The sequence below is a fragment of the Nigerium massiliense genome (assembly GCF_000826085.1).
GTDB lineage: Bacteria > Actinomycetota > Actinomycetes > Propionibacteriales > Propionibacteriaceae > Propioniciclava > Propioniciclava massiliense.
This window is the reverse complement of record NZ_CCYM01000001.1, coordinates 201,308-224,518: the sequence shown is the minus strand read 5'-3', so window position 1 is coordinate 224,518 and position 23,211 is coordinate 201,308. Positions and strand designations below refer to the sequence as shown.

Genomic DNA, 23,211 nt, shown 5'->3' with positions numbered 1-23,211 from the left:
CGAGCGCTCCGCCCACGACGAGGATGCCCAGCGTCGTGAGCAGCCCGGTCAGGCCGCCGTCGCCGGTGGCCGCCGGGGCCGCGGGTGCCGGGCTGGCCGCGGCGGTCGCGGGGGAGGCCGGCGCGGGCGGCCCNACGCCGCGGTGGCGACGCCGATCGCCCACCCCCACCACGCCCAGGGATGGGCGCCGCGGGCACGTCCGCGGCGCGCGCTCAGGACGCCCTCCGGCGCCGCACCAGCGCCACGGCGACGAGCGCTCCGCCCACGACGAGGATGCCCAGCGTCGTGAGCAGCCCGGTCAGGCCGCCGTCGCCGGTGGCCGCCGGGGCCGCGGGTGCCGGGCTGGCCGCGGCGGTCGCGGGGGAGGCCGGCGCGGGCGGGGGCGTCGCCGGCGAGATCGAGCCCGCGGCGGGACGCACGGGGGGCGGGTTCTTGCCGTCGCCGAAGCTCCAGCCCTGCGCGTCGCCGTAGGCGGGTTGGAACTGGGTGTCGCCGGTCGTGGCGTAGGTCCAGGGGCCGTAACTGCCATCGGCGCGCCGCTCGGCGTACCAGTACGACCAGTAGGCGTCGTTGCGGATGACGCAGTTCGCGGGACGCGCGTCGATCTGGCAGATCATGCCGCCGGAGCGGGTGACGTCGAACCCGGCGCTGGTCAGCACCTCGGTGCCCGTGCCGTAGGCCGGGGCGCAGCGCTGGTCGGTGCCGACGAACACCCACACGCCCGCACAGGTGGCCGGCGCGGACGCGCTGGGCGCGGCCTGGGCCGGCGCGGGGGCGAGCAGGGCCACCAGCAGCGCCCAGACCGCCCCCGCCAGCAGGCGCCTCACTCGGAGTCGCCCCGGCGCGCGTCTCCCTCGTCGGAGGCCTGCTCGCTGCGGGTGGCGCCGGTGGACGGTGCGGCGTTCGCCTCGGTGCGCTCGCCAGCGGCAGCGCGCGCGGAGGAGCGGCGGCGTCCCATCAGGAAGGCCACCACGGCGATGACGACCAGCACGAGCAGCGCCCAGGGCAGCCAGCTGAAAACGCCCGACTGGTTCTGCGCGTCCGTGGCGGTCGGGGTGGGCGTCGCCGACGGCGTGGCGGCCCCGGCGGGACGGTAGCTCGCCGGCGCCTCGACGTCGGCGTACGAGGCCTCGGCCAGCGCGAGGGCGGCCTGCTGGGTGGCCAGCAGGTTGGGCTTGTTCCCGTCGCCGGGCATGGCCCCGTCGGCGAGCTGATGGCCGGCCAGGAAGTCGACGGCCTTCTGCTGCGGCTGGCCGGCGTTCTCCAGCGCCATGGCCATGATCGCGGTGGAGTTGATCTTGTTGTACCCCGCCCACGAGCCGTCAGCGGCCTGCGCGGAGGCGGCCCATTTCTGGGCCCGGTCGATGGCCTGGGACGCGCCCGGCGCGTTCTCGGCGGCAGACAGCCCGAGCAGGGCCATGCCGGTGTTGTCGGCGTCCGAGGGCTTCCCCTTCTCGAAGGTGAAGCCGCCGTCGCTGTTGGCGAGTCCGGTCAGGTAGGTGACCATGGACGCCGGGACGTCGTTGCCGCTGCGCTGCAGCGCGATCATCGCCATGCCCGAGGCGAAGGGGCCGGGGTACTGGCCGAACGCGCCGTTGTCCTTGATGCCGGCCTTGAGCGCGGCGATCGCGTCGACGCCGTTGACGTCGGTCGGATCGAGACCGTACGCCTCGGCGACCAGGGCGAGCTTGGCGGCGCCCTCGGGGGTCTTCGCGTACGCGGCCGCACCCTTGTCCACGGCGTCGAGCAGCGCCTTCGCGTCCTCGGCCTGCGCGTCGTCGCCGACGGCGGCCAGCGCGAGGAGGGAGTCGATCGCGGAGCCGACGTCGGCGGACGCGGCCTGGCGCTGCGAGGCCAGGTAACCGGCGGCCTTGGCCGCGGCCTCGGCGTTGCCGACCGCCTGCGCGGGCGCGGCTGTGGAGACGAGGGCCGTCATCATCGCGACCAACGCGACGACCAGGCGGGTCAGGCGAGACATGGGCTGTCCTATTCCCGAGGCGCGAGGCGAACGGGACCCGGAGGACGCCGTCCCCACCCGCGTTCCTCGACGGGTTCTTCTGGAACGTGCCCGCGGGTCGGTCCGGCTCCCGGCTCGCGCCGGTCACGGTTGCGGGTCAGCCTCGGAATCTCGCCGAGTTCTTCCACGCAGGCAGGGCCACAGCGTAGCGCCGCGGCGGGAGAGGGGTGAAGACGGGGGAAGGGGTGGACACGCGCCGACGGCGGGCACCCGAGTAGGGTGCCCGCCGCCGGACTGTCTGAGGAAGGGTCGGTCAGTCGACGTTCTTCTTGACGTCGGGGTGAAGACGGGGGAAGGGGTGGACACGCGCCGACGGCGGGCACCCGAGTAGGGTGCCCGCCGCCGGACTGTCTGAGGAAGGTTCGGTCAGTCGACGTTCTTCTTGACGTCGTCAGCAGCGTCCTTGACGCCGTCCTTCACCTTTTCGCCCGCCTGCTTGGCGTTGGCAGAAGCCTGATCGGCCTTGCCCTCCGCCTCGAGGCGATGGTTGTCGGTGAGGTCACCGGCACCTTCCTTGATCTTGCCGCCGGCTTCCTGCGCGGCGTTGGAAATCTTGTCGCCGATACCCATGGACAACCTCCTAACCAAGGGGGCCCCGTGCCCTCTTTCCGTGTGTGGAACCTTAGCCGCGACGCTCGAGGCGCACCAGGGATGGGGACGTCACCGTCTCGTCACGGATGCGTCACGGCGAAGATCCGGAAGCCTTTGGCGGACGCGGTGCGCTCGCAGGCGTAGCCCTGCTCGATGAGCCAGCGCTGCAGCGAGTCGGCGCCGAGGTTGCGCCCGACGACGAGGCGGGCGACGCCGTCGGGCGTCAGCCGGGGCAGCCACGTCAGCAGCAGGTCGTGCAGCGCCTGCTTGCCGATGCGGATGGGCGGGTTCGACCAGAGTTCGTCGTAGCAGGCGTCCGGATCGGCGTCCTCGGGGCGCAGGACGCGCACCCGGTCGGCCACGCCGTGCGCGCGGGCGTTGTCGCGGGCGAGCTCGAGGGCGCGGTCGTTGACGTCCACGGCGTCGACGACGGCGTCCGGGCAGGCGGTGGCCAGCGCGAGGGCCAGCACGCCGTAGCCGCAGCCGAGGTCGAGGAGGCGGCGCGCGGAGGCGTCCGGGGTGTGGGTGCGCAGCAGGACGCCGGTGCCGAGGTCGAGGCCGTCGTGGGAGAACACACCGTTGGCGGTGGTGAACTCCCAGTCCTCTTCCCAGAACCGGGCGGTGATGGTGCGGCGGCGCTCGGCGCCCTCGGGGCTGGTGAAGTAGTGGCTCATGCCGGGTCCTCCTGGTCGCAGGGTAGCTCGTCGCGGCGCGCCTTGGCCTGCACGACCCGGGCCGCCAGCGCGTCGTCGGCGGGGTAGCCGACCTCTTCCAGCACGAGGCCGTGCGGCGGCATCACGGTCACCTCGCCGGCGCGGTCGGCGCGGTCGATCAGCGTGTCGATCCAGGCGGGTTCGCGGCGTCCGGACGCGACGGCGACCAAGGCGCCGACGAGCGAGCGCACCATCGAGTGACAGAAGGCGTCCGCGCGGACGGTGACCGCGACCGTGCCGGCGGTGGTGCCCATCCGGACGCGGTGGGCTTCGCAGTCGAGCAGGGTGCGGATGGTGGTGGCGCCCTCGCGCCGGCGGCAGAAGCCGCCGAAGTCGTGCAGGCCCAGCAGGCGAGACGCGGCGTCGTTGAGGCGGTCGACGTCGAGGGGGTCGTGGACGCGGACGACCTGGCGGCGCACCAGCGGGTCGAGGGGGCCGTCGGCGAGCCGGTAGACGTAGCGGCGCCAGACCGCGGCGAAGCGGGCGTCGAAGCCGTCCGGCGCGACGCGCACCCTGCGGACGACGACGTCGGGCGGCAGCACGCGGGCGAGGCGACGCTCGAGCTCGGCGGCGGTCGCCTCCCCGTCGGCCGCGGCGGGCAGGTCGAGGTGGGCCACCTGGCCGCGGGCGTGGACGCCGGCGTCGGTGCGGCCGGCGCAGGCCAGCTCGGCGGGCTCGGGCAGCCGCAGCACGCGGGTGATCCAGGTCTCCAGCTCGCCCTGCACCGTGCGGACCTCCCCGCGCTGGCCCGCCCAGCCGTGGAAGTCGGTGCCGTCGTAGGAGATGTCCAGGCGCAGCCGCGTCATGCGTCGGCTCCGGTGGCCGCGGCGCGGGGGAGGCGTCGGTAGGTCAGGTCGTGGACGCGGCGTCCGGCGTCCAGGCCCCGCTGCTCGTACTTGGTCACTGGGCGGGCGTCCCAGCGCGGCGCCCACCCGGCGTGCTCGTTCTGCAGGCCCGGGGCGGCGTCCAGCACGTCGCGCATGGCGAGGGCGTAGTCGTCCCAGTCGGTCGCCAGCCGCCAGCGGCCGCCGTCGGCGAGGCGGGACGCAGCGAGCCCCGCGAACGCCGGGCCGACTAGGCGGCGCTTGTGGTGGCGGGCCTTGTGCCACGGGTCGGGGAAGAAGGTCCACAGCTCGGCGACGGACGCCGGCGCGAAGAGCCGCTCGAGGCCCTCAGCGCCGTTGCCGACGACGACGCGGACGTTGGTGAGACCGTCGCGGGCGAGGCGTCCCATCAGCGAGGCGACCGCGGGCTCGAAGACCTCGAAGGCGACGATGTCGACCTCGGGGTGGGCGGCGGCGAGAGAGGCGAGGGCCTCGCCGCGTCCGGGGCCGATCTCAACGACGCGCGGGGCGTGGCGGCCGAACGCGGCGTCCCAATCCACGTGGGCGTCCTCGGCGATGGAGGTGGACGTCTCGCGCGTCGGCACCTCGACGAGGTAGCGGCCGGCGTGGGTCTCCCAGGCGCGGCGCTGGCTGTCGTTCATGCGCGCCGAGCGCCGCACGTACGACACGACGTCGCGGTGGACGCGGGCGCGAGGGACGGCGGGGGAGTCGGTGGGCATGACGGCCAGCTTAGCGACGGGGGCCCGCGCCCAAACTGTCGGCGGCGCCAGGCATGATGGGGACAACGCACGGAAAGGACCCCGATCATGCGCACCCTGCTCAACATCGTCTGGCTGCTGACCGGCGGCATCTGGCTCGCCCTCGGCTACTTCCTGGCCGGCATCCTCGCCTGCCTGGCGATCGTCACCCTCCCCGCCGGCGTCGCGTCGTTCCGGCTGGCCCGCTACGCGCTGTGGCCGTTCGGCAAGACCGTCGTCGACCGGCACGACGCGGGCGTCGGCTCCGCCGTCGTCAACGTGATCTGGCTCGTGCTCGCCGGCTGGTGGCTGGCGCTCGGCCACATCCTGTCCGCGGTCGCGCAGGCCGTGACGATCGTCGGCCTGCCGCTGGCCGTGGCGAACCTCAAGCTGATCCCGATCAGCCTCGCCCCGTTCGGCAAGCGCATCGTCGACTCGAACAGCCTCGCGGCCTGGGATCACCCGGTGCACTCGATGCGCAGCTGAGCGATCGCGGACGCCCGCGCGGCGCGCCGATCCACCTTGCCGATGCCGAGCAGGGGGAGCGCGTCGACGAGCAGCGCCTGCTTCGGCACCGCGTGTCGGGGCAGGACGCCCGCGCGCAGCGCCGCGGTGACGAGGCCGGGGAGCTGGTTCGCGTCCGTGCCCGGGGCGGGCACGACGAGGGCGACGAGGCGCTCGCCCCACTCGGCGTCCGGGACGCCGACCACGACCCGGTCGGCGACCAGGCCGGCGAGCCCGGGGCTGGCGTCGATCGCGGCCTCGACATCTTGGGGGAGCACCTTGCGGCCGCCGGTGATGACGACGTCGTCCGCCCGCCCGAGGATGCTGAGTTGCCCCCCGTCGAGGCGGGCGAGGTCGGAGGTGACGAACCGGCGCCCCGCCTGCTCGTCGGCGGTGAACGCGGAGCCGTCGGCGGAGCCGTCCGCGCACAGGTAGCCGCGGGCCAGCGTCGGGGAGGCGATGAGCAGGCGTCCGGCGCCGCCGTCGGCGTCGGCAAGCGCGAGCCGGACGCCGTCCAGCGGCACCCCGTCGTAGACGCAGCCGCCCGCGGTCTCGCTGGAGCCGTAGGTCGTGCGGACGGCCACGCCCGCGGCCCGGGACGCCTCGAGCGTCGCCGGCGTCGTCGCGGCCCCGCCCACCAGCACGGCGGCGAACTGGGCGAGCAGGCCGCGGGCACGGCCGCCGGCGGGTGTCTCGTCGGTCAGCAGACGGCCGAGCTGGGTGGGGACGAGCGAGGTGAACGCGGGGACGCCGGCGGCATCCGCCTGCTGCAGCGCCGGCGCGGCGACGGCGGCGAAGGCGTCGGCGTCGAAGTGCCCGAGGGCGGGGAACGCCTCGGGCAGGAGCGGGCGGTTCAGCCCGAGCGCCTGCGCCGCCCGGCAGGCGCGGGCGATCACCTGGACGCCAGCGATGTGCGTCGGCGGCAGCAGGGGCAGCCACAGGCCGTGCCCGCCGAGGGTGCGCGCGGTGGCGTCCTGACTCGCGACAAGGGCGGACAGCTCCAGCGCGACGGCCTTCGCCCGCCCCGTCGAGCCCGACGTGGGCACCACGAGGGCGGTCCGCTCGTAGCCGGCGGGCAGCTCCGCGGGGGGCGGGAACGGGCCGAGCCACAGCCGCCCGTCGCCGCGCATCACGGCGGCGACGGCGTCCGCGTGCTCGACCAGGGACGCGGGCGTCCCGTCGAAGGGCCGCGGCGTTAGCCAGGCGCGGGTTCCACTCACCGGCTCAGCCCTGCGGGTGGCCGAACGACGACCAGTCGGGGGCGCGGTGCTCGAGGAACGCGTCGCGGCCCTCGACGGCCTCGTCGGTCATGTAGGCCAGCCGGGTCGCCTCGCCCGCGAACACCTGCTGGCCCATCAGGCCGTCGTCGGCCAGGTTGAACGCGAACTTCAGCATGCGGATGGCCTGCGGCGACTTGGTGGCGATCGTCGCGGCCATCGCCAGCGCGGTGTCCTCGAGGTCGGCGTGGTCGACGACCCGGTTGACGGCGCCCCAGTCGTAGGCGTCCTGCGCGGAGTACTCCTCGGCGAGGAAGAAGATCTCCCGCGCCCGCTTCTGGCCGACCTGCTTGGCCAGGTAGGCCGAGCCGTAGCCGCCGTCGAACGAGCCGACGTTGGCGTCGGTCTGCTTGAACCGCGCATGCTCGCGCGAGGCGATGGACAGGTCCGCGACGACGTGCAGCGAGTGGCCGCCGCCGGCCGCCCAGCCGTTGACGACCGCGATGACGACCTTGCCCATGGTGCGGATCAGCCGCTGCACCTCGAGGATGTGCAGCCGCCCCGCCTGCGCCGGCCGGATCGACGCGGCGTCCTCGCCGTCGGCGTACTGGTAGCCCGAGCGGCCACGGATGCGCTGGTCGCCGCCGGAGCAGAACGCCCGGCCGCCGTCCTTCGGAGAGGGGCCGTTACCGGTGAGCAGGATGACGCCGACCTGCGTGTCGAGCCGGGCGTGGTCGAGGGCGCGGTACAGCTCGTCGACGGTGTGCGGGCGGAACGCGTTGCGCACCTCGGGACGGTCGAACGCGATGCGGACGCACGGCAGGTCGCGGGACGCGGCGTCCGGGCCCTCGCCGGTGCGCTCGACGGCGCGGTGATAGGTGATGTCGGTGAACGCGGGGCCACCCAGCTCGTCGGCGCCGATGTCGCGCCAGCGCGCGGGGTCGAAGGTCTCCGAGACGGAGCGGGGCAGCGGTGAGGTGGTATCGGGCACCGGCCCAGGCTAGCGCCGGGCGGCCCTGCCCCCGACGCTGGTGCGCCAGGGGGCCGTCGGCGTGGCACAGTGGCGTGCGTCCCCGTCCGTCCGCGTCGATCAGGAGCGCGCGTGTCCCAGCCGTTGTCCGGCCTTCCTCGTGAGGCGAGTCGTCCGAGCGCCGGGGTGGCGGTCCCGCCCGCCCTGCGCGAGCGCGGCATCGACGAGGCGGTGGCCTGGTCGATCCCGATGACCACCCGCTTCCGGCGCATCACCGTGCGCGAGGGGCTGCTGCTGCGGGGGCCGGCAGGCTGGGCCGAATTCTCCCCGTTCGCCGACTACGGCCCGGCCGAGTCCAGCGCGTGGCTCGGCGCCGCCGTCGCGGACGCCACCTCGCAGCGCCCCCGGCCCGTCCGGGACGCCGTGCCCGTCAACGTGACGATCCCCGTCGTCGCGCCCGGGGAGGCGCACCGCCTCGCCAGCGCCGGGGGAGCGCGCACGGCCAAGGTCAAGGTCGCCGATCCGGGCAGCACGCTCGCGCAGGACGCCGCGCGCATCGAGGCCGTCCGGGACGCCCTGGGCCCGGACGGCCGCATCCGCATCGACGCCAACGCGGCCTGGTCGCTGGACGAGGCGCTGGCCGCGATCGGCCTGCTCGACCGGGCTGCGGGCGGTCTCGAGTACGCCGAGCAGCCCGTCGCGTCGCTGGAGGACCTCGCTGCGCTGCGCCGCCGGGTGGACGTCCCGATCGCCGCGGACGAGCTGGTGCGCCGCGCCGAGGATCCGCTGCGGGTCGCGCGCGCCGGGGCCGCGGACCTGTTGGTGCTGAAGGTGCAGCCGCTCGGCGGCATCCGCCGCTGCCTCGAACTCGCCGAGCAGGCCGGACTGCCCGTGGTCGTCTCGTCCGCGCTCGAGTCGAGCGTCGGGCTGTCCGCGGGCGTCGCGTGCGCGGCCGCGCTGCCCGAGCTGCCGTACGCCTGTGGGCTGGCCACGGGCGCGCTGCTCACCGGCGACCTGGTCGCGGAGCCGCTGCGCAGCGCCGGCGGCGTCCTGCCCGTCACCCGGCCCGGCCCCGAGCCGGACCTGCTCGCCCGGTTCGCGCCCGAGGACGCCGTAGCGGCCGCCTGGGAGCGTCGGCTCGCCGACTGCGCCGCGGAACTCGAGGGGGCCGCGTCATGACCGGCCCGGACGACCTCGGGCGCGGGCCCGCGTCCATCGACCCGCCGACGCCCTGCGGCTCGGGCGCCGTCGAGGAGGCCGAGGCCATCTGGCGGGCGCTGGCCGCGCTGGGCGTCCGCGACGTCGTGCTCGCGCCCGGCTCGCGGTCGGCGCCGTTCGTCTACGCGCTACAGGACGCCACCGTCGCCGCCGCGCTGCGGCCCCACGTGCGCGTCGACGAGCGCGCCGCCGCCTTCACCGCGCTCGGGATCTCGCGGGCGAACCCGGCGTCGCCGGGCGTGGTCGTCACCACGTCGGGCACCGCGACCGCCCACCTGCACGCGGCCGTCCTCGAGGCGCACCATGCCGGCGTCCCGCTGATCGTCCTGACCGCCGACCGCCCCGCCGAGCTCCGCGACACCGGGGCCAACCAGGCGACTCGGCAGGCGGGGCTGTACGGGGACGCCGTCCGCTACGCGTTCGACCTGCCGGCGCCCGCCGCCGGGGGCGCCGCCGCGGTCGAGCTCCGCACCGCCGTCAACGCGGTTGCGCGCGCGTTCGCCGCCGCCACCGGCGAGGATCCCGGCCCCGTCCACCTCAACGTCTGCCTGCGCGACCCGCTGACCCCGGTCGCCGCGAGCCTGGACGCCGCCCCCGCCGGCGGCCCCATCGTGCTGACCCGGCGGCCGGCGCAGCCCGCCCCGGAGCCGGTCGAGATCCGCGTCACCGGGCGCACGGTCGTGGTGGCCGGGGACGGCGCCGGACCCGCCGCGCGCGCCTTCGCCGAGGAGCACCGCCTGCCGCTGTTCGCCGAGCCGTCCTCGGACGCCCGCGGCGGGGACGCGCTGATCGGCGGCTACCCGGAGCTGCTGCGCGAGGTGATGACCGCCGGGGCCGGGGCGCTGCGTCCCGACCGCGCGGTCGTGTTCGGCCACCCCACGCTGTCGCGCCCCGTCGTCACCGGCCTGCTCGGGGCGCCGGACGTGGACGTCGTCGTCGTCCACCCCGGTCCGCGCTGGCCGGACGCCGCCCGTCGCGCCGGTCTCGTCGTCCCTGCCGCCGCCGGCGTCGCGACGCCGGCCGCCGCGCAGGGGCAGCGAGCCTTCCTCGCCGCCTGGCGGGCGGCAGCCTCTGCCGCCCCGGGACCCGCCTCCTGGCAGGCCCGCGCCGCCGTGACGGCCTGGGACGCCTGCGGCCCCGACGATGTGCTGGTGCTCGGCTCGTCCTCGGTGGTGCGCGACCTGGAGCAACACGCCGGGGCGGCCCGCGCGACGGTGGTGGCCAACCGCGGCCTGGCGGGCATCGACGGGCTCGTCTCGACGGCCACGGGGGTGGCGCTGGCCCGCGCCGGACGGCCGGGGCGGGTGCGGGCGCTGATCGGCGACCTCACCGCGGTACACGACCTCACCGGCCTCGTGATCGGCCCCGACGAGCCGGCCGTGGGCCTCGACGTCGTCGTGCTGGACGACGGCGGCGGGCGCATCTTCTCGGGCCTCGAGCACCGGGCGGCGCCGCCGGCGGTGCTGCGGCGCTTCTTCACCACGCCGCACGGCGTGGACCTGGTGGCCGCAGGCCGAGCCCTGGGCGTCCCCGCCGCGGCCGTCACCCCCGGCGGGCTGGCCGCCGCGCTGGCCGCGCCCGCGACGGGGCGTCGGCTGCTCGTGGTGCGCGAGGGGTCAGCGGGCTGAGCCGTCCGCGCCGAACAGCGCCCGCAGCAGCGGCCGGGTCTTCGCGAGCGCCTCGGCGTGCTCGACCACGGGGTCGGACGCCGCGACGATCCCGCCGCCGGCCTGCAGCGCCACCTCGTGCGGGCCGCGCAGGTGCGCCAGGCGCAGCGCGATCGCCCACTGCCCGTCGCCGCGGGCGTCCATCCAGCCGACCGGGCCGGCGTAACCGCCGCGGTCGTGCGGCTCCAGCTCGGCGATGATCGCGTCCGCCGCGTCCCGGGGCGTCCCGCTGACCGCCGCGGACGGGTGCAGCACCGCCGCGACGTCCAGGCTCGTGACGCCCGGACGCAGCGCGGCCGACACGTCGGAGGCGAGGTGCTCGATGCCCGGCAGCCGCAGGATGAACGGTTCGGCGGACGCCGTGACGTCCTCGGCGACCGACCCCAGCCGCGAGGTCACCGAGTCGATCGCGAACGCGTGCTCGGAACGTTCCTTGGGGTCGGCGCGGAAGGCGCGGCGCTCGTCCTCCGACAGCCTGCCTCCCTCGGCGACCCGGCTCCCGGCCAGCACGCGGCTGAACAGGCGTCCGTGGTCGGTCTGGGCGAGCATCTCGGGGCTCGCGCCCAGCACGTCGGACACCTTGTACACCCACGTGGACGGGAAGCGCTCGGCAAGGCGGCGCAGCAGCACCGCGGGTTCGATGCGATCGTCCGACGTGACGGTGCTGCGCTCCGAGAGCACCACCTTGTCCGCGGCGCCGGCTGTGATGCGCGCGATCGTCTCCGCGACGAGCCGCTGGTAGGCGGCCGGCGTGTGGTCGGGGGTGACGGTGGCGGCGACGGAGGCGTCGGGGGGCGTCGGGCCGAACAGCTCGCGCCAATCCGTGGACGCCGCCGCGGAACCGTCGCGCGTCACGGTGGTCAGGAACGTCACGTCGCCGCTGCGGCCCAGGACCGCCTCGGGGATGACGAGCGTCGACGGCCGCGGCGAGCCGGCGGAGTACGAGAAGGATCCCAGCGCGACCAGCCCGCTGCCGCGCACCTGTGCCTCGTCCTCGACGTCGGCGGCGCCGGCCAGCGCGCGGAACCGGCTCGAGGCGTCCGCGAACCGGCTCTCGCCGGCGGTGACGATGCGTTCGGCGCAGCCCACGGCGATGAGCCCGTGGCCGTGCCGCAGCCACACCGCGGTGACGTCGGCCGGGATCCGGGCCAGCAGATCGACGTGCTCGTCGAGGCGCTGGGTGCGCACCCGCAGCCGCGGAAGCGGGGAGGCGGTACCGGGCGTGGCGGTGTGCTGGTGTGACGTGGACATATCACCGGCCATTATGCGACACGCCCGGAGCGCGCCGTGCCCACCCGCGCGGCGGGGCGGGCACGGCGCGGACGAGGGTCAGCCCTGGGCCAGGTACTGCTCGCTGATCTGGGCCGGCATCAGCTCGTACCCGTGGAACGCCCGGGTGAACGTCCCTCCGCCGTGGGCGATGCCGCGCAGGTCGATGGCGTAGCGCGCCAGCTCCGACTGGGGCACCAGCGCGCGGATCACCGCGCGTCCGTCCACGGCGTCCGTGCCGAGCACCTGCCCGCGGCGTCCGGACAGGTCGGTCATCACGGCGCCCAGGTAGGCGTCGCCGACGGTGACCGTCACCTCGTCCAGCGGCTCCAGCAGCGCCACCTTCGACCGGTCGGAGGCCGCCTCCTTCAGCGCGGCGGCCCCGGCCATCTGGAAGGCCATGTCGCTGGAGTCGACCGAGTGCGACTTGCCGTCGTACAGCGTGACGCGGACGTCCGTCATCGGGTAGCCGGCCAGGACGCCGCGCTGCATCTGGGCCTGGACGCCCTTCTCCACCGACGGGATGAACTGGCGCGGCACCGAGCCGCCGACCACCTTGTCGACGAACTCGAAGCCGGCGCCGCGCTCCAGCGGCTCGATCGTGAGGTTGCACACGGCGTACTGGCCGTGCCCGCCGGACTGCTTGACATGCCGGCCCAGAGCGTCCGCGGAGCCGACGAACGTCTCCCGCAGGTCGATCTTGACGTCCTCCTGGGCGACGTTGACGCCGTAGCGCTCCTTCAGCCGGCTCAGGACGAGGTCGGCGTGCGCCTGGCCGGTGGTCCACAGCACCAGCTGATCGGACGCCCCGCGGGCCAGCCGCACGGTGGAGTCCTCGACGGCGAGCCGCTGCAGCGCGGAGGCGAGCTTGTCCTCGTCGTTGCGGGTCGCGGCCTTGATCGCCAGCGGCAGAAGCGGCTCGGGCACCGGCCAGTTCGCCACGACGCCCGTGTGCTCGCGGTCGGTGATCGTGTCGCCGGTCTCGGCGGTGGTCAGCTTCGGCACCATGACGATCTCGCCGGCGATCGCCGCGGGCTTGGCCACCAGCTCGGTGCCGATCGCCTGCTGGATCTGGCCGACGCGCTCCTCGTCGTCGTGGTCGGCGTGGCCGGACTCCTGATCGGTGAAGAACGAGCGGTGGCCCGACACGTGCACCGGGGCGTCCGCCCTCAGCGTGCCGGAGAAGATGCGCACCATCGACAGCTTGCCGGCGAACGGGTCGCTCGTCGTGCGGATCACCTGCGCCACCAGGGGCGCCGCGGGGTCGGACGGCGTGGGCTCGGTGTCGCCGGTGAGGCGGGTGAGCTCGGGGTTGGGGTGCAGGCTCGGGGTCGGGAAGCCGTGCTCGATCAGCGACAGCAGCTCTTCGGTTCCGACGCGATTGGACGTCGTCACGGGCACCACCGGGAAGAGGTTGGCGCCCGCCGTCGCCTTCATCAGGTCGTCGAGCAGAGCGTCGCGCCCGGGATCGTCGCCCTCGAGGTAGCGCTCCATGAGGTCGTCGTCCTCGGCCTCCTGGATCAGCCCCTCGACCAGCGGACCGCGGTGCGGCTCGATGAGGTCGTCGTGGGCGTCGTCGCCCTCGTGCAGCACCGGCTCGCCGCCGCCGCTGTAGTCGCGGAACCGCCGCGAATGGACGCCGACGGTGCCGCTGATGTTCGCGCCCGAGCCGACCGGGACGTGCGTGGGCAGGACGCCCTCGCCGAAGGCCTGCTTGACCTGCTCCACGACCGTGTCGAAGTCGGCGGGCGCGGCGTCCATCTTGGTGAGGGCGATGACGCGGGGCAGGTTGACCCGGCGGCACTCCTCCCACAGCGCCTGGGCCGCGGGGTCGATCCCGTCGGCGGCCGACAGCACGAAGACCGCGGCGTCCGCGGCGCGCATGCCCGCCCGCAGCTCGCCGACGAAGTCGGGGTGCCCCGGGGCGTCCAGCAGGTTGACGACGACGTCCCCGGTGGCCAGCGACGCGAGATAGAGCTGGGACAGCCGCTCGGGGGAGTCCTTCTCTCCGCGATAGCCCGGCACCCGCGAACGCAGCAGCTGCTCGAACAGGGACGTCTTGCCCGACCCGGCCGTCCCGATGAGCACGACGTTACGAACGTCGTCGGGACTGTTCACCTGGGCCACCTGATTGTTCACCTTTGAACTCATGGGCATACCATGCCACTGTCTTCGCCCACGCGAGCCGAGCCGGGAGAATCCGTCCGGCGCTGGTCCCGGTGACCCGTTTTGACCGCCTCGCGAGCGCGGAGTAAAGTTTGTCGCTGTTGCGCTGGAGCTTTCGGACGCCCGATCGCCCCGCGCCGCGTTTCACGTCCTCAATCAAATGGAAGATGGTCAACGACCGTGTCTACGTACAGCCCCAAGCCTGGCGAGATCACCAGGAACTGGCATGTGATCGATGCCGACGACATCGTCCTCGGCCGCCTCGCGGTGACCGCCGCGACCTTGCTTCGTGGCAAGCACAAGGCCACGTACGCGCCGCACGTGGACGCCGGTGACTTCGTCATCGTCGTGAACGCTTCCAAGATCGCCCTGACCGGTGCCAAGGCCGAAGACAAGCTGGCCTACCGGCACTCGGGGCGTCCGGGCGGGCTCAAGTCCGTCCCCTACGGCGAACTGCTGAAGAAGGATCCCCGCTACGCCGTCGAGCGCGCGGTGTGGGGCATGCTTCCGAAGAACAAGCTCAGCCGCCAGCTCATGAAGAAGCTGAAGGTCTACGCCGGCCCGGAGCACCCGCACGCCGCGCAGAAGCCGCAGCCCTACCAGATCACCCAGATCGCCCAGTGACTCAAGGAACAGCCGTGACTGACACCGTTGACGAGACCCAAGACACCACCGACGTCGATCGGACGTTCACCGACGAGCAGGATCGCGAGATCGCGTACCGCTCCGAGGCGACCCCGTCCTCGGCGGCCCCGGGCGAGCGCCCCGCCGTCGTCGCCCCCGGCGCCGCAACCGGCCGCCGCAAGGAGGCCATCGCCCGCGTCCGCCTGGTGCCCGGCTCCGGCCAGTTCTCGATCAACGGCCGCTCGCTCGAGGAGTACTTCCCGAACAAGCTGCACCAGCAGACGATCAACGAGCCCTTCGTGACCGCTGCGCTCGAGGGCTCCTACGACGTCATCGCCAAGATCGTCGGCGGCGGTGTGACCGGCCAGGCCGGCGCCCTGCGCCTCGGCATCGCCCGCGCTCTGAACGCCATCGACGTCGAGGCCAGCCGCCCCGCGCTGAAGAGGGCCGGCCTGCTCTCCCGTGACGCCCGCGTCAAGGAGCGCAAGAAGGCGGGCCTCAAGAAGGCGCGTAAGGCTCCTCAGTACAGCAAGCGCTGATCCCGCGATGGCGCGTCTCTTCGGCACCGATGGGGTCCGAGGCCGGGCCAACGAGGCTCTGACCGCCGAGTTGGCGCTCGAGCTCTCGGTGGCGGCGGCCCATGTGCTCGGCGAGTCCGGGGTGTTCGAGGGTCACCGTCCGGTGGCCCTCGTGGCGCGCGACCCGCGTGCCTCCGGGGAGTTCCTGGAGGCCGCGGTGGTGGCGGGCCTCGCGTCGGCCGGCGTCGACGTGGTGCGGCTCGGAGTCGTCCCGACCCCCGGGGCCGCCTTCCTCGTCAACGATCGGGGCGCCGACCTCGGCGTCATGCTGTCCGCCAGCCATAACCCGATGCCCGACAACGGCATCAAGTTCTTCAGCCGTGGCGGGGTGAAGCTCGACGACGATCTCGAGGACGAGATCGAGAAGCGCATGAACGAGGACTGGCAGCGCCCGGTCGGTGACAAGGTCGGCCGCGTCGTCGACGATCCCGGCGCACTCGAGGGCTACGTCGCCCACCTGGTCGGTTCGCTCGGGGACGAGGCGAGCCTGCACGGGCTCAAGGTCGTCCTCGACCCGGCCAACGGGGCGTCGTCCACCACGGCCCAGGCGGCCTTCGAGGCCCAGGGCGCGGACGTCACCACGATCCACGCGGAGCCCGACGGCCTGAACATCAACGACAACTGCGGCTCGACCCACATGGGCGACCTGCAGCGCGCGGTCGTCGAGCAGGGTGCCGATGTGGGCTTCGCCTTCGACGGCGACGCCGACCGGTGCCTCGCCGTCGACCACGAGGGCAACCTCATCGACGGCGATCAGATCCTCGCGATCCTGGCGCTGGCGATGAAGGAGGACCAGTCCCTGCACGGCGACACGGTCGTCGCGACGGTGATGAGCAATCTCGGCTTCGTGAACGCCATGCGCGACAACGGCATCCGTGTCGACCAGACGAAGGTCGGCGACCGCTATGTGCTGGAGTCGATGAACGCCAACGGGTTCGCCCTGGGCGGCGAGCAGTCCGGCCACGTCATCATGAGCGAGTTCGCCACCACGGGCGACGGCGTGCTGACGGCGCTGCACGTGGCGTCCCGGATGGTGCACACCGGCAAGTCGCTGAAGGAGCTCGGCTCCGTCATGACCCGCCTGCCGCAGGTGATGATCAACGTCCCCGACGTCAACAAGGCCCGCGCCGGCATCGACCCCGAGGTCAACGCCGCCGTCACCGCCGAGACGCGCGAGCTCGGCGACGAGGGACGGGTACTGCTGCGCCCGTCGGGCACCGAGCCGCTGGTGCGCGTGATGGTCGAGGCCGACACGTCCGAGCGGGCGCAGGCCGTGGCCGAGCGCCTGGCCGCCGTCGTCCGCGAGCGGCTCTCGCTGTCGTAACGGCGGCAACCGACGACACGAGCCCGGGGTTTCCCCGGGCTCTTCGCGCGTTCCTGAAGTTTCGTTGAGACATCTGTCGCGGTCGCGGCGCGTCGGGTGCAGAGCACCGCCCCCGCGGTTATGTTCGCGGCGCCCCAGTCCGAAGGAACAGCCGCCATGTCCCAAAGCACCCTTCCCCGCACCGGACCATCCCGAGACGACGACGAGCAGCGCTTCACCGGCGAGCTCGTCCTGACCGCCGAGGACGCCCCCCGGCGGGCCGTCACCGCCCCGGCGCTCGTCGCGCTCGGATCCTTCGCGTTCGTCACGGCGAGCGTCGCGGTGGCGACGTGGCCGGGCCTGGCCGAGACCGGCCAGCTCATCGCGGCGCTGCCCGTGCTGCTGGGGGTGGCCGCCCCCGGCCTCGGTCCCGTCGCGACCTGGCTCGCCGAGACGTTCTCCGCCCGGTGGCGGTTGCTGCTGCCGCTGGCCGCCTATCCGCTGACCCTCCTGCTGGCCTCCGGGCTGCCCGGCCTGGACTGGCCCGCCTGGCTCGCCCCGCTGGTCGGCGCGCTGTGCGCGGCGCCGCTGTACGTCGCCGGCACGACCGGCGACGGCTTCGCCTCCCTGGTGCCCGAACCGGGCCGCGTGCTGAAGGGCGGTACCGCGATGGCCGCGCTGGCGGTGGTGGCGCTGGTGTTCTGCGCCGGGGCGGACCTGGGGCTGTGGACGGCGATCCTCGAGGTGATGTTGGTGGTCGGGCTGGTCGCCGGCGCGCTGAACGGCACCGGCCTGGCGAACGCCGCCTCGCGCTGGCGCCCGCGGCACTGGCTGGCCCTCGGTTGGGGAGCGCTGCTCACCTGGGGGGTGCTCCTCGCGCGTGCCGTCGTTCCGGTGCTGCCCTGGTGGGTCGTCCTCGTCGCGGCCGTCGCCGCGGGCGTCCCGTTGCTGCGCCTGGCGCGCCGCTGAGCCGCCACGGGGCTCGGGTCAGACCTTGCGGATCTTGATCCATTCCACGTCGTGCGACTCGTCCTTGCGGAGGACGACCGTGGCGCGCCCGCGGGTGGGCAGGATGTTCTCCACCAGGTTCGGCGCGTTGATGGTGTCCCAGATCTCGGAGGCCATCGCGAGCGCCTCGTCGTCGGTGAGGCTGACGTAGCGGCGGAAGTACGAGCGCGGGTTCCGGAAGGCCGTCCGGCGCAGCACCATGAACCGCTCCACGTACCAGCGGCGCAGGCTCTCCGGGGAGGCGTCCACGTAGACGCTGAAGTCGAAGAAGTCGCTGACCGCCAGCGTGGGGGAGCCGTCCCGGCTGAGCCGGCGCGGTGGCTGCAGGACGTTGAGGCCCTCGACGATGAGGATGTCGGGGCGCCGCACCACCACCTCCTCGCCCGGGACGATGTCGTAGACGAGGTGGCTGTACACGGGGGCCCGCACCTCGCGGGCGCGTGACTTGACGGCCATGACGAACTTCAGCAGGGCGCGCCGGTCGTAGGACTCCGGGAAACCCTTGCGGTTCATGAGGCCGCGGCGCTGCAACTCGGCGTTGGGGTAGAGGAAGCCGTCCGTCGTGATGAGGTCGACCTTCGGGTGGCCCGGGCCCTGCGCGAGCAACTCGCGCAGCAGGCGCGACGTCGTCGACTTGCCGACCGCCACCGAGCCCGCGACACCGATCACGAACGGGACCGAGCCGTGGTTGAGCTGCAGATAGTCGTTGCTGCGCCGGTGCAGCGTGTTCGCCTCGGCGATGTAGATGTTCAGCAACTGGGTGAGGGGCAGATACACCTGCTCGATCTGATCGACCTCGGTCGGGTCCTGGGTGGCGCGCAGCGCGCGGACCATCTCACCGGTCAGCCGGACGGGCGAGGACTCCCACAGGGAGGCCCATTCCTCGCGGGTGCGCGTGATGTAGGGGCCCTCGAGCTCACCGTGCTCGTCGGGTGCGGTTACCAAAGCACCTCCTGATCGTCGTTGGGCAAGCCTGCCACAGGAGGGTCGGGACGACACGGTAGTCTGACGCCCATGTGCGGAATCATCGGTTACGTCGGTCCCCGCGATGCAGAATCGGTCGTCATCGACGGGCTTCGGCGAATGGAATATCGCGGTTACGATTCCGCAGGGATCGCGGTGGTCACCGACGGCCAGCTCGCGCTGCGGAAGAAGTCGGGCAAGCTGTCCAACCTGGTCGCCGAGCTCGAAGAGCGTCCGCTTCCCAGCTCCCACACCGGGGTGGGCCACACCCGCTGGGCCACGCACGGGGCGCCCACCGACGACAACGCCCACCCGCACACCGGGGCCGACGGCCGCGTGGCGCTCGTGCACAACGGCATCATCGAGAACTTCGCCGCCCTGCGTGCCGAGCTCGAGGCCGACGGCGTCGTCTTCGCTTCCGAAACCGACTCCGAGGTGGCCGCGCAGCTGCTGGGCCGCGAGGTCGCGCGCGGGGCGTCCCTCGTGGAGGGCATGCGGGTCATCTGCAACCGGCTCGAGGGCGCGTTCACCCTCGTCGCGGTGGACGCCCAGGCCCCCGACCGGCTGGTGGCCGCCCGCCGCAACAGCCCGCTCGTGGTCGGCGTCGGCGAGAATGAGACCTTCGTCGCCTCCGACGTCGCCGCGTTCATCGAGTTCACCCGCGAGGCCGTCGAGATGGGCCAGGATCAGATCGTCGAGGTCACCCCGTCCGGCTACGAGGTGACCGACTTCGACGGCAACCCCGGCGAGTCGAAGCCCTTCCACGTCGACTGGGACCTGTCGGCCGCCGAGAAGGGCGGTTACGACTGGTTCATGCGCAAGGAGATCTACGAGCAGCCGCGCGCCGTGGCCGACACGCTGCTCGGCCGGCTCAGCGACGACGGCGAGCTGGTGCTCGACGAGATCCGCATCAGCGCCGACGACCTGCGCCGCGTCAACAAGATCATCATCGTCGCCTGCGGCACCGCCCACTACGCGGGCCTGGTCGCCAAGTACGCCATCGAGCACTGGACGCGCGTCGCCTGTGAGGTTGAGATCGCCTCCGAGTTCCGCTACCGCGACCCGATCATCACGTCGGAATCGCTCGTCGTCACGATCTCCCAGTCGGGCGAGACCGCCGACACGTTGATGGCCATCCGGCACGCTCGCGTCCAGGGCGCCCGGGTGATCGCGATCTGCAACACCAACGGCGCGACCATCCCGCGCGAGTCGGACGCGGTCATCTACACCCACGCCGGCCCCGAGATCGGCGTCGCCTCGACGAAGGGCTTCCTGACCCAGGTCGCCGCCTGCTACCTGCTCGGCCTGTACCTCGCGCAGGTGCGCGGGACGAAGTTCGGCGACGAGATCGCCGCCGTCCTGGACGAGCTGAACGGCATGCCGGCCAAGATCCAGCAGGTGCTCGACAACACCCAGCAGGTGCTCGACCTCGCGGCCCGGCTCAAGGACCGCACGTCGATGCTGTTCCTGGGCCGGCACGTCGGCTACCCGGTGGCGCTCGAGGGTGCGCTGAAGCTGAAGGAGATCAGCTACCTGCACGCCGAGGGCTTCCCGGCCGGCGAGCTCAAGCACGGGCCGATCGCGCTCGTCGACGACGGCATCCCGGTGTTCGTCATCGTCCCGCCCCAGGGCCGCGACCAGCTGCACGACAAGGTCGTCTCCAACATCCAGGAGGTGCGCGCCCGCGGCGCGAAGACCGTCGTCCTGGTGGAGGAGGGCGACCACGAGGTCGAGCCCTACAGCGACGAGATCATCCGGCTGCCGAAGGCGTCCACGCTGCTGCAGCCGCTGCTGGCCACCGTGCCGCTGCAGCTGTTCGCCTGCGAGCTCGCGACCCTGCTCGGCCACGACGTCGACCAGCCGCGCAACCTGGCCAAGTCCGTCACCGTCGAGTAGCCCCACCGCGCGATGATCACCGGCATCGGCGTGGACGTCTGCGACCTCGACAGGTTCGCGCGTGCCGCGGCCAACCCCGCGGTGCGCCGTCGGCTGTTCGCGCCCGGGGAGGACGACGCCCCACCGCACACCCTCGCGGGGCGTTTCGCCGCGAAGGAGGCCCTCGCCAAGGCGCTGGGGGCACCCGCAGGGCTGGTGTGGACCGACGCGGTGATCACGAAGGATGACAGTGGACGCCCCGGCGTCGCGTTGTCCGGGACGGTGCTGGCCCGCGCCCAAGAGCTGGGCGTGCGCCGCGTGCACGTGTCGATAAGCCACGACGCCGGAGTGGCCGTCGCGATGATCGTCTGCGAAAGGTGAGGACATGATCGACGTCTACAGCGCCGAACAGATCGAGGCCGCCGAGAAGGCCACGGGCGACCTGCTGACCTCAGGGGCGCTCATGCAGCGCGCCGCGGCCGGGCTGGCGGCGGTGATCCTGCGCGAACTCCGCGGGGCCGACAAGGCGCCGGCGCGCGGACGCCGCGTCCTGCTGGTCGTCGGCAGCGGCAACAACGGCGGCGACGCGCTGTGGGCGGGCGTGCGGCTGCGACGCCGCGGCGTCCGGGTGAGCGCGTGGCGGTGCGGGTCGGGCGTCCACGAGGAGGGCTGGGCGGCCTTCACCGCGGCCGGCGGCCGCGAGGTGGACGCCGTGACGGCGCTCGCCGACCTTCCCGCGACCGATCTCGTCGTGGACGGCGTCATCGGGCTCGGCGGCCGGGCCGGGCTCAAGCCGCCGGTCGCGCTCTTCGCGCTGGCCTGCCGGGACGCGGACGTGCCGGTCGTCGCCGTCGACCTGCCCTCGGGGCTCGAGGCCGACCGCTGCGGCGCCGACGAGAGCTTCCACGCCGCCGTGACGGTCACGTTCGGCGGACGCAAGCCCTGCCACGTCCAGCAGCCGGCGAGGGCGCGCTGCGGGCGCGTCGAGGTGATCGACATCGGCCTCGAGCTCGAGGACCCCGTCCTGCGCTGCTGGGAGGACGCCGACGTCGTCGCGCACTGGCCGACGCCCGGCGAGCACTCCGACAAGTACGCCCGCGGCGTCATCGGCATCGACGCCGGCTCGGCGCACTTCCCCGGGGCGGCCGTCCTCTCCGTCGGCGGGGCCGTCCACACCGGACCCGGCATGGTGCGCTACCTCGGCAGCGCCAAGGACGCCGTGGTGGCGGCGTTCCCCAACGTCGTGACCGCGGACGGCCGCGTCCAGGCCCACCTGCTCGGCAGCGGGTGGGGCGAACGCGAGGGCGGCGCCGAGCTCGTCGAGGAGCGGCTGGGCGCGGGCGTCCCGGTGCTGCTGGACGCCGACGCCATCGGCCTGGTCTGCGGACGCCGGCTCCGCGAGGACGTCCTGCTCACCCCGCACGCGGGGGAACTCGCCCGCTTCCTGGGCGTCGAGCGGGACGAGGTGGAGGCCGACCCGGTCGAGCACGCGCGGCGGGCGTCCCGGGAGTCCGGCGCGACGGTGCTGCTCAAAGGCGCCACCCAGTACGTGGCGACGCCGGACGGTTCGGTCGCGCTCGCCGTGCCGGGACCCGCGTGGACGGCGCAGGCCGGCTCGGGGGACACCCTCGGCGGGATCTGCGGGACGCTGCTCGCCGCCGGGCTGTCAGCTCGCGATGCTGCGCTCGCGGGGGCCTCGATGCAGGCCCTCGCCGCGCAGGCCAACCCGGGGCCGCTCCCACCCCAGGACCTCGGCGAGCGGATCCCGGAGGTGCTGGTTGAGATGCTCGCGGTTGCTGCGGATGGCTGAGCGGTAGTAGGCCACGAGCCGGGCGCAGACGGCGTCCCAGGCGCGGGGCTCCACCCACGCGCGGGCGGAGGCGCCGAACGCCTCCCGCTTGCGCTCGTCGCCCAGCAGGTCGACGACGTGGGCGCGCATGGCGGCGAGGTCGCCGGGCGGGTACAGCCAGCCGGTGTGGCTCGCGTCGACCAGGTCGAGCGGGCCGCCGCTGGCCGGGGCGACGACGGGGACGCCGGAGGCCATCGCCTCCTGGATGGTCTGGCCGAACGTCTCCAGCTCGCCGGGCGGGACGAAGACGTCGAAGGACGCCACCGTCCGGGCCAGCTCCTCGCCGCGCAGCTGGCCCAGGAACGTCGCGTTCGGCAGCTGCTCGGTCAGCTCGGAGCGGCACGGACCGTCGCCGACGATGACCGTGTGGACGTCGGGCAGGTCGGCCAGCACCCGCAGGTCGGCCACCTGCTTTTCGTGGGCGAGGCGTCCGACGAAGCCGACGATCTTCTTGCCCGGCGCCAGGCGCTCGCGCAGCGCTTCGTCGCGCTTGGCGGGGTCGAACAGCTTGCCGTCGACGCCGCGTCCCCACAGGTGCAGCCGGCCGATGCCGTGCGCGGCCAACTGCTCCATGCTGGCCCGCGACGGCGCCAGGTTCAGCGTCGCGGAGCCGTGCACCATGCGGACGCGCTGCCACAGCAGCGGCTCCAAGGCGGGCAGGTTGTAGCGGGCCGCGTACCCGGGGACGTCGGTCTGGTAGACGGCGACCGTCGGGACGCCGAGGTCGTGGGCCGCGAGCATGCCGCGGTAGCCGGCGTTGATGGGGGAGGCCAGGTGGACGACGTCGGGGGCGAAGCCCGCCATCGTCTTGACGAGCACAGCGCGGGGCGTGGCGGCGATGCGAACCTGCGAGTAGCCCGGCATCGGCAGGGCGCTCATCCCGACGACGGGCGCACCGCGATAGGCCGAGGGCAGGCCGTCGGCCTGGGGGGCGATGATCATCACATCGTGCCCCTGCTCCAGCAGGTGGTCGGCGGATCGAAGAACGGAGTTCGTGACCCCGTTCACGTGAGGGAGGAAGGATTCGGACAGCATCACCACGCGCACGTGACCACCATGTCTCCACGGGATGAGCGCAAGCTGGAGAGGGCGTGACG

General features: G+C 73.7%; 21 protein-coding genes, 1 pseudogene and 1 riboswitch. Of the genes and pseudogenes, 10 read left to right on the top strand and 12 right to left on the bottom strand.

The window, feature by feature from the left end; genetic code table 11:
- Positions 1 to 212: 212 nt before the first annotated feature.
- The 6 genes from BN1187_RS14150 to trmB all read right to left on the bottom strand — a co-directional run bounded on the left by BN1187_RS14150 (position 213) and on the right by trmB (position 4,885).
- Positions 213 to 827 (bottom strand): hypothetical protein, encoded by a 615-nt coding sequence (locus BN1187_RS14150; protein WP_052462130.1) that lies wholly within the window; start codon positions 825 to 827, stop codon positions 213 to 215.
- Positions 824 to 1,978: a prenyltransferase/squalene oxidase repeat-containing protein gene (locus tag BN1187_RS01085; RefSeq protein WP_040157785.1), complete on the bottom strand. Its 1,155-nt coding sequence runs from the start codon at positions 1,976 to 1,978 to the stop codon at positions 824 to 826. Before BN1187_RS01085 ends, BN1187_RS14150 begins: the two co-directional genes overlap by 4 nt.
- Positions 1,979 to 2,083: 105 nt before the next feature.
- Positions 2,084 to 2,139: riboswitch (cobalamin riboswitch) on the bottom strand.
- A gap of 244 nt (positions 2,140 to 2,383) precedes the next feature.
- On the bottom strand, positions 2,384 to 2,587 hold the full coding sequence (locus BN1187_RS01080; RefSeq protein ID WP_040157782.1) for a CsbD family protein: 204 nt from the start codon (positions 2,585 to 2,587) through the stop codon (positions 2,384 to 2,386).
- A 101-nt stretch (positions 2,588 to 2,688) separates the two neighbouring features.
- Entirely contained in the window at positions 2,689 to 3,282 is a 594-nt protein-coding gene (locus BN1187_RS01075) for a class I SAM-dependent methyltransferase (RefSeq protein WP_040157777.1), read from the bottom strand.
- On the bottom strand, positions 3,279 to 4,127 hold the full coding sequence (truA, locus tag BN1187_RS01070) for a tRNA pseudouridine(38-40) synthase TruA (RefSeq protein ID WP_040157775.1): 849 nt from the start codon (positions 4,125 to 4,127) through the stop codon (positions 3,279 to 3,281). The genes BN1187_RS01075 and truA overlap by 4 nt, the downstream gene beginning before the upstream one ends.
- Positions 4,124 to 4,885 (bottom strand): tRNA (guanosine(46)-N7)-methyltransferase TrmB, encoded by a 762-nt coding sequence (gene trmB / locus BN1187_RS01065; protein ID WP_040157773.1) that lies wholly within the window; start codon positions 4,883 to 4,885, stop codon positions 4,124 to 4,126. Before trmB ends, truA begins: the two co-directional genes overlap by 4 nt.
- An 87-nt stretch (positions 4,886 to 4,972) precedes the next feature.
- On the opposite strand from trmB, the gene BN1187_RS01060 reads away from it, so the two are divergent.
- Positions 4,973 to 5,389: a YccF domain-containing protein gene (locus tag BN1187_RS01060; protein WP_040157770.1), complete on the top strand. Its 417-nt coding sequence runs from the start codon at positions 4,973 to 4,975 to the stop codon at positions 5,387 to 5,389.
- Here BN1187_RS01060 and BN1187_RS01055 read toward each other — a convergent pair.
- Positions 5,362 to 6,627 (bottom strand): AMP-binding protein, encoded by a 1,266-nt coding sequence (locus tag BN1187_RS01055; protein ID WP_040157767.1) that lies wholly within the window; start codon positions 6,625 to 6,627, stop codon positions 5,362 to 5,364. The genes BN1187_RS01060 and BN1187_RS01055 overlap by 28 nt on opposite strands.
- A gap of 4 nt (positions 6,628 to 6,631) precedes the next feature.
- Positions 6,632 to 7,615, bottom strand: coding sequence for a 1,4-dihydroxy-2-naphthoyl-CoA synthase (locus tag BN1187_RS01050; RefSeq protein ID WP_040157765.1), 984 nt, complete (start codon positions 7,613 to 7,615; stop codon positions 6,632 to 6,634).
- Between the two features lie 183 nt (positions 7,616 to 7,798).
- Here BN1187_RS01050 and BN1187_RS01045 point away from each other — a divergent pair, with 183 nt between their 5' ends.
- Both BN1187_RS01045 and menD read left to right on the top strand, forming a co-directional pair.
- Positions 7,799 to 8,773 carry an o-succinylbenzoate synthase gene (locus tag BN1187_RS01045; protein WP_218184547.1) on the top strand — a complete coding sequence of 325 codons (975 nt, stop codon included), beginning with the start codon at positions 7,799 to 7,801 and terminating at the stop codon, positions 8,771 to 8,773.
- Positions 8,770 to 10,440, top strand: a complete 1,671-nt coding sequence (menD, locus tag BN1187_RS01040) for a 2-succinyl-5-enolpyruvyl-6-hydroxy-3-cyclohexene-1-carboxylic-acid synthase (RefSeq protein ID WP_040157759.1) — start codon at positions 8,770 to 8,772, stop codon at positions 10,438 to 10,440. Before BN1187_RS01045 ends, menD begins: the two co-directional genes overlap by 4 nt.
- Here menD and BN1187_RS01035 read toward each other — a convergent pair.
- Positions 10,429 to 11,730: an isochorismate synthase gene (locus tag BN1187_RS01035; protein WP_040157756.1), complete on the bottom strand. Its 1,302-nt coding sequence runs from the start codon at positions 11,728 to 11,730 to the stop codon at positions 10,429 to 10,431. The genes menD and BN1187_RS01035 overlap by 12 nt on opposite strands.
- Before the next feature lie 78 nt (positions 11,731 to 11,808).
- Positions 11,809 to 13,899, bottom strand: a complete 2,091-nt coding sequence (locus BN1187_RS01030) for an elongation factor G-like protein EF-G2 (RefSeq protein WP_040157753.1) — start codon at positions 13,897 to 13,899, stop codon at positions 11,809 to 11,811.
- A 195-nt stretch (positions 13,900 to 14,094) separates the two neighbouring features.
- On the opposite strand from BN1187_RS01030, the gene rplM reads away from it, so the two are divergent.
- The 4 genes from rplM (at position 14,095) to BN1187_RS01010 (ending at position 17,388) form a co-directional block, all read left to right on the top strand.
- The gene (rplM, locus tag BN1187_RS01025) at positions 14,095 to 14,538 is read left to right on the top strand and encodes a 50S ribosomal protein L13 (RefSeq protein WP_040157751.1); all 444 of its coding nucleotides are present in this window, start codon (positions 14,095 to 14,097) and stop codon (positions 14,536 to 14,538) included.
- 14 nt (positions 14,539 to 14,552) lie between these two features.
- Positions 14,553 to 15,077 carry a 30S ribosomal protein S9 gene (gene rpsI, locus BN1187_RS01020; RefSeq protein WP_040157748.1) on the top strand — a complete coding sequence of 175 codons (525 nt, stop codon included), beginning with the start codon at positions 14,553 to 14,555 and terminating at the stop codon, positions 15,075 to 15,077.
- 7 nt (positions 15,078 to 15,084) lie between these two features.
- Complete coding sequence (gene glmM / locus BN1187_RS01015; protein WP_040157746.1) at positions 15,085 to 16,440, top strand: phosphoglucosamine mutase; 1,356 nt, start codon at positions 15,085 to 15,087, stop codon at positions 16,438 to 16,440.
- Positions 16,441 to 16,596: 156 nt separating this feature from the next.
- Positions 16,597 to 17,388: a hypothetical protein gene (locus tag BN1187_RS01010; protein WP_040157744.1), complete on the top strand. Its 792-nt coding sequence runs from the start codon at positions 16,597 to 16,599 to the stop codon at positions 17,386 to 17,388.
- An 18-nt stretch (positions 17,389 to 17,406) separates the two neighbouring features.
- On the opposite strand, the gene coaA is transcribed toward BN1187_RS01010, so the two are convergent.
- Positions 17,407 to 18,372, bottom strand: a complete 966-nt coding sequence (coaA, locus tag BN1187_RS01005) for a type I pantothenate kinase (RefSeq protein ID WP_052462129.1) — start codon at positions 18,370 to 18,372, stop codon at positions 17,407 to 17,409.
- Between the two features lie 69 nt (positions 18,373 to 18,441).
- On the opposite strand from coaA, the gene glmS reads away from it, so the two are divergent.
- From glmS to BN1187_RS00990, 3 genes and pseudogenes are all read left to right on the top strand, one after another.
- On the top strand, positions 18,442 to 20,286 hold the full coding sequence (glmS, locus tag BN1187_RS01000; RefSeq protein ID WP_040157741.1) for a glutamine--fructose-6-phosphate transaminase (isomerizing): 1,845 nt from the start codon (positions 18,442 to 18,444) through the stop codon (positions 20,284 to 20,286).
- Positions 20,287 to 20,298: 12 nt separating this feature from the next.
- On the top strand, positions 20,299 to 20,646 hold the full coding sequence (locus BN1187_RS00995) for a holo-ACP synthase (protein ID WP_040157738.1): 348 nt from the start codon (positions 20,299 to 20,301) through the stop codon (positions 20,644 to 20,646).
- Between the two features lie 4 nt (positions 20,647 to 20,650).
- A pseudogene (locus BN1187_RS00990) lies at positions 20,651 to 21,928 on the top strand (NAD(P)H-hydrate epimerase); the annotation flags it as partial.
- Between the two features lie 3 nt (positions 21,929 to 21,931).
- On the opposite strand, the gene BN1187_RS14530 reads toward BN1187_RS00990, so the two are convergent.
- The gene (locus tag BN1187_RS14530) at positions 21,932 to 23,161 is read right to left on the bottom strand and encodes a glycosyltransferase family 4 protein (RefSeq protein WP_072041916.1); all 1,230 of its coding nucleotides are present in this window, start codon (positions 23,159 to 23,161) and stop codon (positions 21,932 to 21,934) included.
- Positions 23,162 to 23,211 lie beyond the last annotated feature (50 nt).